The sequence below is a fragment of the Citrobacter sp. MGH110 genome (assembly GCF_001037515.1).
Taxonomy (GTDB): Bacteria; Pseudomonadota; Gammaproteobacteria; order Enterobacterales; family Enterobacteriaceae; genus Citrobacter; species Citrobacter portucalensis.
The window spans coordinates 289,249-301,879 of the sequence record NZ_KQ089831.1; the positions used below are offsets into that span (position 1 = coordinate 289,249).

General features: G+C 53.0%; 15 protein-coding genes. 2 read left to right on the forward strand and 13 right to left on the reverse strand.

All coding sequences use genetic code 11. From position 1 onward, the window contains the following. Positions 1–153: 153 nt before the first annotated feature. Positions 154–558: a MarR family winged helix-turn-helix transcriptional regulator gene (locus tag SK38_RS17490; protein WP_032944816.1), complete on the forward strand. Its 405-nt coding sequence runs from the start codon at positions 154–156 to the stop codon at positions 556–558. A gap of 142 nt (positions 559–700) precedes the next feature. On the opposite strand, the gene rpoS is transcribed toward SK38_RS17490, so the two are convergent. The 12 genes from rpoS to cysD all read right to left on the reverse strand — a co-directional run bounded on the left by rpoS (position 701) and on the right by cysD (position 10,527). Further along, positions 701–1,693 carry an RNA polymerase sigma factor RpoS gene (gene rpoS, locus SK38_RS17495; RefSeq protein WP_000081498.1) on the reverse strand — a complete coding sequence of 331 codons (993 nt, stop codon included), beginning with the start codon at positions 1,691–1,693 and terminating at the stop codon, positions 701–703. Between the two features lie 62 nt (positions 1,694–1,755). Continuing rightward, on the reverse strand, positions 1,756–2,838 hold the full coding sequence (gene nlpD / locus SK38_RS17500; protein ID WP_223849051.1) for a murein hydrolase activator NlpD: 1,083 nt from the start codon (positions 2,836–2,838) through the stop codon (positions 1,756–1,758). A gap of 184 nt (positions 2,839–3,022) precedes the next feature. Next, entirely contained in the window at positions 3,023–3,649 is a 627-nt protein-coding gene (locus SK38_RS17505; RefSeq protein ID WP_003034172.1) for a protein-L-isoaspartate(D-aspartate) O-methyltransferase, read from the reverse strand. Further along, the gene (gene surE / locus SK38_RS17510) at positions 3,643–4,404 is read right to left on the reverse strand and encodes a 5'/3'-nucleotidase SurE (RefSeq protein ID WP_003825728.1); all 762 of its coding nucleotides are present in this window, start codon (positions 4,402–4,404) and stop codon (positions 3,643–3,645) included. The genes SK38_RS17505 and surE overlap by 7 nt, the downstream gene beginning before the upstream one ends. Next, positions 4,385–5,434 carry a tRNA pseudouridine(13) synthase TruD gene (gene truD, locus SK38_RS17515; protein ID WP_048236668.1) on the reverse strand — a complete coding sequence of 350 codons (1,050 nt, stop codon included), beginning with the start codon at positions 5,432–5,434 and terminating at the stop codon, positions 4,385–4,387. The genes surE and truD overlap by 20 nt, the downstream gene beginning before the upstream one ends. Next, entirely contained in the window at positions 5,431–5,910 is a 480-nt protein-coding gene (ispF, locus tag SK38_RS17520) for a 2-C-methyl-D-erythritol 2,4-cyclodiphosphate synthase (protein ID WP_048236669.1), read from the reverse strand. Before ispF ends, truD begins: the two co-directional genes overlap by 4 nt. 55 nt (positions 5,911–5,965) lie before the next feature. After that, the gene (ispD, locus tag SK38_RS17525) at positions 5,966–6,661 is read right to left on the reverse strand and encodes a 2-C-methyl-D-erythritol 4-phosphate cytidylyltransferase (protein WP_048236671.1); all 696 of its coding nucleotides are present in this window, start codon (positions 6,659–6,661) and stop codon (positions 5,966–5,968) included. Between the two features lie 18 nt (positions 6,662–6,679). Continuing rightward, the gene (ftsB, locus tag SK38_RS17530; protein WP_003034163.1) at positions 6,680–6,991 is read right to left on the reverse strand and encodes a cell division protein FtsB; all 312 of its coding nucleotides are present in this window, start codon (positions 6,989–6,991) and stop codon (positions 6,680–6,682) included. A gap of 214 nt (positions 6,992–7,205) precedes the next feature. Next, positions 7,206–7,529 (reverse strand): DUF3561 family protein, encoded by a 324-nt coding sequence (locus tag SK38_RS17535; protein ID WP_020996298.1) that lies wholly within the window; start codon positions 7,527–7,529, stop codon positions 7,206–7,208. Between the two features lie 47 nt (positions 7,530–7,576). Next, positions 7,577–8,182 carry an adenylyl-sulfate kinase gene (cysC, locus tag SK38_RS17540; RefSeq protein WP_048236672.1) on the reverse strand — a complete coding sequence of 202 codons (606 nt, stop codon included), beginning with the start codon at positions 8,180–8,182 and terminating at the stop codon, positions 7,577–7,579. Then, the gene (gene cysN / locus SK38_RS17545) at positions 8,182–9,609 is read right to left on the reverse strand and encodes a sulfate adenylyltransferase subunit CysN (protein WP_048236674.1); all 1,428 of its coding nucleotides are present in this window, start codon (positions 9,607–9,609) and stop codon (positions 8,182–8,184) included. The genes cysC and cysN overlap by 1 nt, the downstream gene beginning before the upstream one ends. A gap of 9 nt (positions 9,610–9,618) precedes the next feature. Further along, positions 9,619–10,527 (reverse strand): sulfate adenylyltransferase subunit CysD, encoded by a 909-nt coding sequence (gene cysD, locus SK38_RS17550; protein WP_003034152.1) that lies wholly within the window; start codon positions 10,525–10,527, stop codon positions 9,619–9,621. Positions 10,528–10,781: 254 nt separating this feature from the next. Between cysD and SK38_RS17555 the strand changes: the two genes are divergently transcribed. Next, the gene (locus SK38_RS17555; RefSeq protein ID WP_032944823.1) at positions 10,782–11,825 is read left to right on the forward strand and encodes an aminopeptidase; all 1,044 of its coding nucleotides are present in this window, start codon (positions 10,782–10,784) and stop codon (positions 11,823–11,825) included. 45 nt (positions 11,826–11,870) lie between these two features. Here SK38_RS17555 and cysH read toward each other — a convergent pair whose 3' ends face one another. Beyond that, complete coding sequence (gene cysH, locus SK38_RS17560; RefSeq protein ID WP_048236676.1) at positions 11,871–12,605, reverse strand: phosphoadenosine phosphosulfate reductase; 735 nt, start codon at positions 12,603–12,605, stop codon at positions 11,871–11,873. Positions 12,606–12,631 lie beyond the last annotated feature (26 nt).

The following is a 12,631-nucleotide window of genomic DNA, read 5'->3' on the forward strand; positions in this document are numbered from 1 at the left end:
CTCAATTTTTGTTCGTGTACGAACATTTAGGTTAAAATACTCTCACATAACATTTCGGGCAAGGTCATCGAGCACAGATCGCTAAAGCCGCAATTGTTAAAAAAAGATGCGTAACCCGCTATGATAGAGACTGACAGGAATTCCGGAGCGCTCATGCCGTTACGAAATAAAGCATTTCACCTTTTACGTCAGCTCTTCCAGCAGCATACGTCCCGCTGGCAACATGAATTACCGGACCTGACCAAACCACAGTATGCGGTGATGCGCGCCATTGCTGAACGTCCCGGTATTGAGCAGGTTGACCTGACCGAAGCCGCAGTCTGTACCAAAGCAACCCTTGCGGAAATGCTGAGCCGAATGGAAAAACGGGAGCTGGTCAGGCGTGAACATGACCCGGCAGATAAGCGTCGACGGTTTGTTTATTTGACCGCGCAAGGAGAAGCATTACTGGCCAGCGCAACTCCGTTAGGCGATAGCGTGGATGATGAGTTTCTGGGCAGACTTAGCGAAGAAGAACGCGAGCAGTTCACACGTCTGGTGCGTAAGATGATGAACTAATCTGCCGGATGGCGACATAAATGTCTTATCCGGCCTACAAAGTCCTGCTCCCCGTAGGCCTGATAAACGCAGTGCCATCAGGCAACAAACATAGAAAAAGGCCAGTCCCAATGAGACTGGCCTTTCTTGATAGAACTTGTGCTTACTCGCGGAATAGCGCTTCGATATTCAGTCCCTGAGTCTGCAGGATTTCACGCAGACGACGCAGACCTTCAACCTGAATCTGGCGAACACGTTCACGGGTGAGACCAATTTCACGGCCCACATCTTCCAGTGTCGCAGCTTCGTACCCCAGCAGACCAAAACGACGTGCCAGCACTTCACGCTGTTTGGCGTTCAGTTCGAACAGCCATTTGACGATGCTCTGTTTCATATCATCGTCTTGCGTGGTGTCTTCCGGGCCGTTTTCCTTTTCATCGGCCAGAATATCCAGCAACGCTTTTTCGGAATCGCCACCCAGCGGGGTGTCTACCGAGGTAATACGCTCGTTGAGTCGGAGCATACGGCTGACGTCATCAACCGGTTTATCCAGTTGTTCAGCAATCTCTTCTGCGCTCGGTTCGTGGTCCAGTTTATGCGACAACTCACGCGCGGTACGCAGATAGACGTTCAGCTCTTTTACAATGTGGATCGGCAGTCGGATCGTACGGGTTTGGTTCATAATCGCCCGTTCGATCGTCTGGCGGATCCACCAGGTTGCGTATGTTGAGAAGCGGAACCCGCGTTCCGGGTCAAACTTCTCGACTGCACGGATTAGTCCCAGATTGCCCTCTTCAATCAGGTCCAGCAATGCCAGACCACGATTGCCATAACGACGAGCAATTTTCACCACCAGACGCAGGTTACTTTCAATCATGCGACGGCGAGAAGCGACATCCCCACGCAGTGCGCGACGCGCAAAATAAACTTCTTCTTCGGCTGTTAACAGTGGTGAATAACCAATCTCACCAAGGTAAAGCTGAGTCGCGTCCAACACACGCTGTGTGGCCCCCTGCGATAACAGCTCTTCTTCAGCCAGGTCGTTATCACTGGGTTCCTCTTCACTCAAGGCTTTTTCATCAAAAGCCTCTACTCCGTTCTCATCAAATTCCGCATCTTCATTTAAATCATGAACTTTCAGCGTATTCTGACTCATAAAGGTGGCTCCTACCCGTGATCCCTAACGGAACTAGCACGTGAAAGCCTGGTTCCGCCGAATTATCGCTGCGGTAAATAGCGCAGCGGGTTTACGGATTTCCCCTTGTAACGAATTTCAAAATGCAAGCGTGTTGAACTGGTTCCGGTGCTACCCATGGTAGCTATTTTCTGCCCCGCCTTGATTTCTTGTTGTTCCCGGACCAGCATTGTATCGTTATGGGCGTAGGCACTCAGGTAATCATCGTTGTGTTTGATGATAATAAGATTACCGTAACCGCGCAGTGCGTTACCGGCATATACGACGCGTCCATCTGCGGTCGCGACAATAGCCTGTCCTTTACTGCCTGCAATATCGATCCCTTTATTGCCACCTTCAGTAGCCGCGAAGTTTTCGATTACTTTGCCGTCAGTCGGCCAGCGCCAGGTAGAGATTGGCGAGCTGGTTGACGTTGAGCTTGCAGTTGATTCGGTTGCGCTAACTGCTGGAGCCGTTACAGGCGCTGTGACAACGGTCCCAGCAGGCTTGTTGTTCGGCAACATTTTATTAGCACTTTGTTCACCTGAATCCTCAGAATACGTAATTGTTGGTTTCGAAGCAACAGCAACGGTGGAATTTTGTGCAGGGTTGGTCACAACTCCTTGCTGTGCTGCATCCGCCTGGGTGATGGCATTCCCACCAGTAATCGGTGTACCCGACGCGTTGCCCACTTGCAGAGTTTGACCGACATTCAGGCCATACGGGGCCGGAACGTTATTGCGTTGTGCGAGATCACGGAAATCGTTCCCGGTAATCCAGGCGATATAGAAAAGGGTATCGCCTTTCTTAACAGTATAGGTACTGCCGCCCGTATAGCTACCTTTCGGAATGTTCCCATACTTACGGTTGTACACAATACGACCGTTTTCCATCTGCACAGGCTGTTCCGCAACAGGCTGGATCTGTGTTGACTGTGTGGTCGGACGCTGCACCGGCTGGATCTGTGGCGTTTGCTGTACTGTCGACGTCGAGCCCATTTTTGGTGGAGGCGTAATCAGCATGCCGGAATTGGTGTTCGTTGATGCACCGCCATCAACGGAACTGACCGGTGCAGGTGGATTCGAGGTATTTGAACAACCTGCCAGCCATAATGAAACCAGTGACAATGCCGCAATGCGGCGGACGGTAAATTTGTGGCTTCCCGCGCTCATTTATCCCCCAGGAAAATTTGGTTAAAACCAGTGACGTAATCACCGTGCAAGGCATCGGACTGGGCACTGGAAACGTGACCACGATACGCTTACTAATTCCAGAATATCCAGGAAAACTCCAGGTATTCAGAGCCTGTATCTACGCAAGCTCCCCTTTTACTAAGGGAACGAAACGTACGGCCTCCACGGTATCGATAATAAATTCGCCTCCCCGACGACGCACCCGTTTCAGAAACTGATGCTCGTCGCCCACGGGTAAGACGAGAATACCGCCTTCATCCAACTGCATCATCAATGCGGTTGGGATCTCAGGCGGCGCTGCCGTAACAATGATAGCGTCAAACGGGGCTCGCGCTTGCCAGCCCTGCCATCCATCACCATGACGGGTAGAAACATTATGTAAATCAAGCTGTTTAAGTCGACGACGCGCCTGCCACTGCAAACCTTTAATGCGCTCAACAGAGCACACATGGTGCACCAGGTGTGCCAGAATCGCCGTTTGGTAGCCAGAGCCGGTACCAATTTCCAGCACCCGGGACTGCGGCGTTAACTCAAGCAGCTCGGTCATCCGCGCAACCATATAGGGCTGCGAAATCGTCTGCCCCTGACCAATCGGCAGAGCAATATTGTCCCAGGCCTTATGTTCAAACGCCTCATCAATGAATTTTTCACGCGGCACGGCGGCAAGTGCATCGAGAACAAGCTCATCTCTGATGCCCTGCGCACGTAATTGTTCAAGAAGAGTGTGTACGCGTCTGCTTACCATTGCGTGTCGGCTCCCACGCTGTCTAACCAGTCAGAAACAACTTCATGCGCGCCATATGCGGTTAAATCGACATGCAGCGGCGTAATGGAAACATAGCCTTCATCGACGGCGGCAAAATCTGTATCCGGTCCGGCGTCGCACTTTTCGCCCGGCGGCCCGATCCAGTACAGCGTATTACCGCGCGGGTCCTGCTGTGGGATCACCTGATCCGCAGGATGGCGGCTACCGCAGCGGGTGACGCGGATACCTTTAATCTGATCCAGCGGTAAATCCGGCACGTTGATATTCAAAATTCGCCCGGTGCGCAGCGGTTCGCGACTCAGCGCCCGTAAGATACGGCAAGTTACTGCGGCAGCAGTATCGTAGTGTTTATGCCCATCAAGTGAGACCGCCAGCGCAGGAAAGCCCAGGTGACGACCTTCCATCGCCGCCGCAACGGTACCGGAATAGATAACATCATCGCCCAGATTAGGACCTGCGTTAATACCAGACACGACAATGTCCGGACGCGGACGCATTAATGCGTTCACGCCCAGATAGACGCAGTCGGTGGGTGTACCCATTTGTACGGCGATATCGCCATTATCATAGGTAAACGTGCGAAGTGAGGATTCCAGCGTCAGCGAGTTAGACGCGCCACTGCGGTTACGATCCGGGGCAACCACCTGTACGTCAGCAAACTCACGCAGCGCTTTCGCCAGCGTTTGTATACCGGGTGCGTGGACCCCATCATCGTTACTCAGCAATATACGCATAATCACCCATTGTGTTAATAAGTTCCCTTACAACACTGGTGGCGAAGCTACCTGCCGGTAGCCAGAAACGTAACTCAACGGTTACGTCATCCCACCAGTTCCAGCTTAATTGTTGTGGATACAGCAACATAGCACGACGCGATGCGTCGACTTTCTCGCGCAACAACAGCGACTGCAGCGCGGTTTCATCAGCAATAGCGGCTTCTTCAAACGCCAGCGCGTCGCGCTGAGTTCCCCACTCACCGCTGCCCGGTAATGCCGCTGTAATCATCAATTCTTTATCATCGACGCGACGCTGTAATTCGGTCTGTTCTTCCTGCGTGGCGACAAACCAACTTCCGCGTCCCGACAATTGTAGCGCATCGCCGTCAACAACTTGATTAAAGTCTGTTTTTTTCAAGCGTTCACTGACTATCTGATTAAACAACGCGCTACGGGCCGCCGACAACCAAAAACTGCGCTTATTGCGATCGCGCACCGGCGCATCGCTTTGCGCCCAGCGCAGCGCCCCTTGCAGGTTGCTGCCGCCAATACCAAAACGCTGAGCGCCAAAATAGTTCGGTACGCCGCGCTCGCTAATCGCCTGCAAACGCGCTTCAACGTCATTTCGCTGGCTCACTTCACGCAGCACCAGCGTAAATTCGTTACCTCTCAGCGCCCCTAAACGCAGCTTACGCTTGTGGCGCGCGTACTCCAGCACTTTACAGCCTTCGAGTTCAAATTTGCTTAAATCAGGCATTGCATTGCCCGGCACGCGCGCGCACAGCCACTGTTCCGTGACTGCATGCTTGTCTTTCTGGCCAGCAAAGCTCACTTCACGGGCGTGAATTTTCAGGAACTTCGCCAGCGCGTCAGCCACAAAACGGGTATTACAGCCGTTTTTCAGGATACGCACCAAAATGTGCTCGCCTTCGCCATCCGGTTCGAAGCCTAAATCTTCGACGACGACAAAGTCTTCCGGATTCGCTTTCAGAACGCCATGGCCTTGTGGTTTGCCATGGAGATACGTCAGATCTTCAAACGCAGTCATTTCGTTGCCTTAATGAGTAACGCCACCGCTTCACAGGCAATCCCTTCCCCACGCCCGGTAAAACCGAGTTTTTCCGTGGTGGTCGCTTTCACGTTAACATCATCCATATGGCAGCCGAGATCTTCGGCAATAAACACGCGCATTTGCGGAATGTGCGGCAGCATCTTCGGCGCCTGAGCAATAATCGTCACATCCACATTACCAAGCGTATAGCCTTTGGACTGAATACGCCGCCAGGCTTCACGCAATAATTCACGACTATCTGCACCTTTAAAGGCCGGGTCGGTGTCCGGGAAGAGTTTACCGATATCCCCCAGCGCAGCCGCGCCCAGCAGAGCATCGGTTAACGCGTGTAACGCCACGTCGCCATCAGAATGCGCCAGCAATCCTTTTTCATACGGGATGCGCACACCACCAATGATAATTGGGCCAACTCCGCCAAAAGCGTGTACGTCGAAACCGTGTCCAATTCGCATTATGCCTTCTCCTGATATACACAACATCCTCCAGGCAGCCTGAAGAATGATGTATCTAGATAGTTCGGGTCAGATAAAATTCCGCCAGCGCCAGGTCTTCCGGGCGGGTGACTTTGATGTTGTCAGCGCGTCCTTCGACCAGCAGCGGATGAAAACCGCAATATTCCAGCGCCGAGGCTTCGTCCGTAATGGTTGCACCTTCGTTTAGCGCACGGGTCAGACAGTCATGCAACAGCTCGCGAGGGAAAAACTGCGGCGTCAACGCATGCCATAAATCGGTGCGATCGACCGTATGGGCGATGTCTGTTCGGCCCGGCTCCGCGCGTTTCATCGTGTCGCGCACCGGCGCAGCAAGGATCCCGCCGATGCGGCTGGTTTCACTTATTGCCAGCAAACGAGATAAATCTTCCTGATGCAGACACGGACGCGCGGCATCATGCACCAGTACCCAACCGGCCTCACCTGCGGCTTGCAAACCGGCAAGGACAGAATCGGCACGCTCGTTGCCACCATCCACCACGGTAATTTGCGGGTGCGCTGCGAGTGGAAGTTGGGCAAAGCGACTGTCGCCTGGGCTAATAGCGATGACGACTCGCGTCACCCGGGGATGAGCCAGCAGCGCATCAACCGAGTGTTCGAGAATGGTTTTATTGCCAATAGAGAGGTACTGCTTAGGACACTCTGTTTGCATTCGGCGGCCAAACCCGGCAGCCGGCACCACGGCGCAAACGTCCATTAAAGTGGCTGCCATGTTAAATCCCTGGACGGTTTATCGATTGTTTTGCCCTGCAGTCTGAGCGCGTTTAGACGCGTCAGGCACCAGACGATAAAAGGTTTCGCCTGGCTTAGTCATACTGAGTTCGTTACGCGCGCGCTCTTCGATAGCCTCTTGCCCGCCATTGAGATCGTCAATTTCGGCAAAAAGCTGATCGTTACGCGCTTTCAGTTTCGCGTTTGTAGCTTGCTGCGCCGCAACATCATCGTTGACGCGACTATAGTCATGTATGCCGTTCTTACCGAACCACAGCGAATACTGTAGCCAGACTAATAAAGCCAGCAACAGCAACGTAAGTTTACCCATCCTGCCCCCTGAAAAACGGCATCAACATCCCATAAACTCCGCTGACAACTTTACATCAACGGACGGGAATGCCGCGACAACGCGGGCAAATGTACCACATTTGCCCGTTGTTACGTATACCCCATGTAAGGAGAACATAATCTCATTGTTGGTTACGGTTTGAATTATGGCCAGACAGTGAACAACAGCGACGATCGCGTGAAAGGACGTATGCCTAACCCAGTAGCCACAGGAACAGTGCGCCAAACATTGCGCCAACCACCAGCAGGGTACAGGCAATACTCAGCAGCAATCTCCCCTTCAATAGCGAATGCAGGGCAATACCCGCGACAATCGCCACGGGCAACAATGCGAGGAAAAAGGGCCATGTATAAAGGAAGAAAAACAGTGTGTTAGGGCCATACATCAGACACGGGAATCCCAGCGCCAGCAACCACGCGACAAAACCAACCACGGCTCCTGGGAGTGACCAGGTAGTTTCGTCGTCGGCAGCGAAGGTATCTGACTCTGTAATAGTAATGTTATGGCTGTTACGCATATCTAATCCTGTGACCGTGACTGACCGGGCGTGTAAGCTCGGGTGTCTCAGGATCTGATAATATCTTCCTGCCTCAGCAGGTCTAATAATTGAGGAACCAAATTTGTTACCAATTGTTCACCATCAAGATGAATCTCTGGCGATTCAGGCGCTTCGTAAACCGAGTCAATTCCGGTGAAATTGCGCAATTCCCCCGATCGCGCTTTTTTATACAGCCCTTTTGGATCGCGTGCTTCACACGTTGCTAATGGCGTATCGACAAAAACCTCAATAAAACGCCCTTGGCCCACGCGCTCGCGAACCATTTTTCGCTCGGCGCGATGCGGGGAGATAAACGCAGTCAACACCACCAGGCCGGCGTCTACCATCAGGTTAGCCACTTCACCAACCCGACGAATATTCTCCTTGCGATCGGCATCGCTAAACCCAAGATCGCTGCACAGACCGTGACGCACGTTATCGCCATCCAGCAGATAGGTGCTCACCCCTAGCTTATGCAGCGCCTCTTCCAGCGCCCCTGCTACCGTGGATTTACCGGAACCTGACAGCCCGGTAAACCACAGCACAACACCACGATGACCGTGGCGTTGTTCCCGCTGTTGCGGTGTAACAGGATGGGCATGCCAGACGACGTTTTCGTCATGCAGCGCCATTATTTTCCTCCCAGCAGATCGCGCGCACCCCAGTGTGGGAAGTGGCGACGCACCAGCGCATTAAGCTCCAGCTCAAACGCGCTGAACTGAGAAGCTGTGGCAAGCTCCTGGACGATTGGCTCACGCACCAGTCCCGCGCCAACGGTAACGTTGGTCAGGCGATCAATGATAATCAGCCCGCCCGTAACCGGATTCTGCTGATAGGTATCCAGCACCAGCGGCTCATCAAAAGTCAGATTAACCAGACCGATACCGTTCAGCGGTAGCGCTTCAACGTCACGTTGGGTCAGGTTATTAATATCGACCTGATTCTGCACGCTATCTACGCGTGCGCGGGTCTTCTTGCCCGCGACTTTTATGTCGTAGCTCAGCCCTGGCGACAACGGTTGTTCCGCCATCCACACCACATCAACAGCTGCGCTTTGTACTGTCGGCAGCGTTTCACCGGCATCAAGTAACAGGTCGCCCCGGCTAATATCGATCTCATCTTTCAGCACCAGGGTGATCGCTTCACCCGCATGCGCTTCCTGTAAATCGCCATCAAAGGTTACGATCCGCGCCACGCTTGACTCAACGCCGGACGGCAGCACTTTGACGCGCTGTCCGACCTTCACGCTACCGGAGGCCAGCGTTCCGGCATAACCACGGAAATCCAGATTCGGTCGGTTCACATACTGCACCGGGAAGCGCATCGGCTGAGTATCAACAATGCGCTGGATCTCAACGGTTTCCAGCACTTCCAGCAGCGTCGGACCGCTGTACCACGGCATACTGGCGCTTTGCGAAGCCACGTTATCGCCTTCCAGCGCAGAGAGCGGCACAAACCGGATATCCAGGTTGCCCGGCAGTTGTTCAGCAAAAGTAAGATAGTCTTCGCGAATGCGGTTAAATGTCTCTTCGCTAAAGTCCACCAGATCCATTTTGTTGATCGCCACTACCAGGTGTTTGATCCCAAGCAGCGTGGAGATAAAGCTATGACGACGAGTCTGATCCAGCACGCCTTTACGCGCATCGATCAATAGGATCGCCAGGTCGCAGGTCGACGCGCCGGTCGCCATGTTACGGGTGTACTGCTCATGCCCGGGAGTGTCCGCAATAATAAATTTACGCTTCTCGGTAGAGAAATAACGATACGCCACGTCGATGGTGATGCCCTGCTCGCGCTCGGCCTGCAAGCCGTCAACCAATAACGCCAGATCAAGCTTTTCGCCCTGAGTGCCGTGACGTTTACTGTCATTGTGCAGCAATGAAAGCTGGTCTTCATAAATCTGAAGCGTGTCGTGCAGCAGGCGGCCAATCAGGGTACTTTTCCCATCATCCACGCTACCGCAGGTTAAAAAGCGCAGCAGACTTTTGTGTTGCTGGGCAACCATCCAGGCTTCAACGCCGCCTTCATTAGCAATTTGTTGTGCAAGTGTCGTATTCATGGCGGCTCCTTAGAAATACCCCTGACGTTTCTTCAGCTCCATGGAGCCCGCCTGGTCGCGGTCAATCACGCGGCCCTGACGTTCACTGGTGGTTGAAACCAGCATCTCTTCGATGATTTCCGGCAGCGTCTGCGCATTCGACTCCACCGCGCCTGTCAGCGGCCAGCAACCGAGCGTACGGAAACGCACCATGCGTTTTTTAATCACTTCACCAGGTTGCAGATCGATTCTGTCGTCATCAATCATCATCAGCATGCCGTCGCGTTCCAGCACCGGACGCTCCGCCGCCAGATACAGCGGCACGATATCGATATTTTCCAGCCAGATGTACTGCCAGATATCCTGTTCAGTCCAGTTAGAGAGCGGGAAGACGCGAATACTTTCGCCTTTGTTAATCTGCCCGTTGTAGTTGTGCCACAGCTCCGGGCGCTGATTTTTAGGATCCCAGCGATGAAAACGATCGCGGAAAGAGTAAATACGCTCTTTGGCACGCGATTTCTCTTCGTCACGACGAGCACCGCCAAACGCGGCATCGAAACCGTATTTATTCAGTGCCTGCTTCAGCCCTTCAGTTTTCATAATGTCGGTATGCTTGGCGCTACCGTGGACAAACGGGTTGATGCCCATCGCCACCCCTTCCGGGTTTTTATGCACCAGCAGTTCGCAGCCGTAGGCTTTCGCCGTGCGGTCACGAAACTCGTACATTTCGCTGAATTTCCAGCCGGTATCAACGTGCAGCAATGGGAACGGCAGCGTGCCCGGATAAAACGCTTTACGCGCCAGATGCAGCATTACGCTGGAATCTTTGCCGATGGAATACATCATCACCGGATTAGAAAACTCGGCGGCCACCTCACGAATGATATGGATGCTTTCCGCTTCCAGTTGCCGCAGGTGGGTAAGTCGTTTTTGATCCATAACCGTTCCTATGTAATGCCGTTATTTTGCTAACGATGCTCAGATAACCTGACTATAGGGAGGGCAAGGGGGCGAATGAAATTACGAATTGGAATGAGTAGTTCCTCAAAGGAATAACGATCCGGAAAAGCAAATATCAAAAAGTGCTTAAGCTACCGGAATTCGGGCATTTAGGAGCAAATGAAATTGTTTTACCTCGATCACGGTTTCATACTAGCGGCTGAAAATTTCTGCTTGGTATTTAAGGACTCATCATGTTTCTCGCATTGCGCCACCTTCTTGCAGCCATGGCGCTCGGCGCGTGCTTCATCCTTCCCGCACAGGCAACATCTTCGAAGCCCGGAGATATCGCAAATACCCAGGCTCGATATATCGCAACGTTTTTCCCAGGCCGCGTGACGGGATCTCCGGCAGAAATGTTGTCTGCTGATTATATACGTCAACAATTTCAGCAGATGGGTTATAGCAGCGATATTCGGACGTTTAATAGCCGTTATGTTTATACCGCCAAAGATAACCGTAAAAACTGGCATAACGTAACGGGAAGCACCGTTATTGCTGCACATGAAGGCAAAGCGCCGCAGCAGATTATTATTATGGCGCACCTCGACACCTACGCCGCACAAAGCGACGCCGACTCCGATGCCAATCTGGGTGGATTAACCCTGCAAGGTATCGATGACAACGCCGCAGGTGTTGGCGTAATGCTGGAACTGGCGGAAAAACTCAAAAACGTGCCGACGCAGTACGGTATTCGCTTTATCGCCACCAGCGGCGAGGAAGAGGGCAAACTGGGCGCGGAGAACATCCTGAAGCGAATGAGCGCCGCCGAGAAGAAAAACACGCTGCTGGTTATCAACCTCGATAACCTGATCGTCGGCGATAAGCTCTATTTCAATAGCGGTAAGAAAACCCCGGAAGCGGTGCGAAAACTGACGCGCGACCGGGCACTGGCTATCGCGCACAGCCGCGGTATCGTTGCCAGCACCAATCCAGGTCTGAACAAAGACTATCCGAAAGGCACTGGATGTTGTAACGATGCAGAGGTCTTCGACAACGCAGGGATTGCCGTTCTCTCAGTTGAAGCGACTAACTGGAACCTGGGAAAGAAAGATGGCTATCAACAGCGCGCCAAAAGCGCCTCATTCCCGGCTGGCAACAGCTGGCACGATGTGCGACTGGATAACCAACAGCATATCGATAAAGCGTTACCGGGCCGGATAGAGCACCGTAGCCGCGACGTGGTACGCATTATGCTGCCGCTGGTAAAAGAACTGGCAAAAGCGGGTAAATCCTGAAGAAGTGGTCCGGTAGGATGTAAATCTTACCGGACCCCTTTCCTGTTACCCTTCGTGCAGTCCGCACTCACGCTTCAATCCGAAGAAGCGCGTCTCTTCTTCCGCCATACCCGGCTCCCATTTGCGGGTGGTGTGGGTATCGCCTACCGACAGATAGCCCTGATCCCACAACGGATGGTATTTCAAACCGTGTTTTTGCAGATACTGGTAAACCGTACGGTTATCCCAGTCTATGATCGGCAGAACTTTAAACACGCCGCGCTGGATAGCCAGCACCGGCAAATGCCCACGACTGCCCGATTGCTCTCGACGCAGACCGGCAAACCAGGTTTGCGCGTTCAGCTCCTGCAGCGCCCGGTTCATCGGCTCGACTTTGTTGATGTCATTGTATTTTTCAATGCCTTCAACGCCCTGCTCCCACAGTTTGCCGTAGCGTGCTTCCTGCCAGGCCGCACTTTCCTTTGCCCGGTAGACTTGCAGATTAAGCTTAAGCTTGTCCGTTAACTCATCAATGAACTGATAGGTTTCCGGGAACAAATAGCCAGTATCGGTGAGGATCACCGGGATATCCGGGCGAATCTGATTTACCAGATGCAGGCTCACTGCCGCCTGGATACCAAAACTTGATGACAGTACATATTCACCAGGCAGGTTTTCCAGCGCCCACGCTACGCGATCCTCGGCGCTCAATTTTTCCAGTTGGTCGTTGGTTTGTGCCAACGCCATAACGCGTTCAACTTTCGGCAGTTCGTTCAACGCGTTGAGATCGAGTTTGGGCATAAGTTCCTCACTGTTTGCCTTGCCTG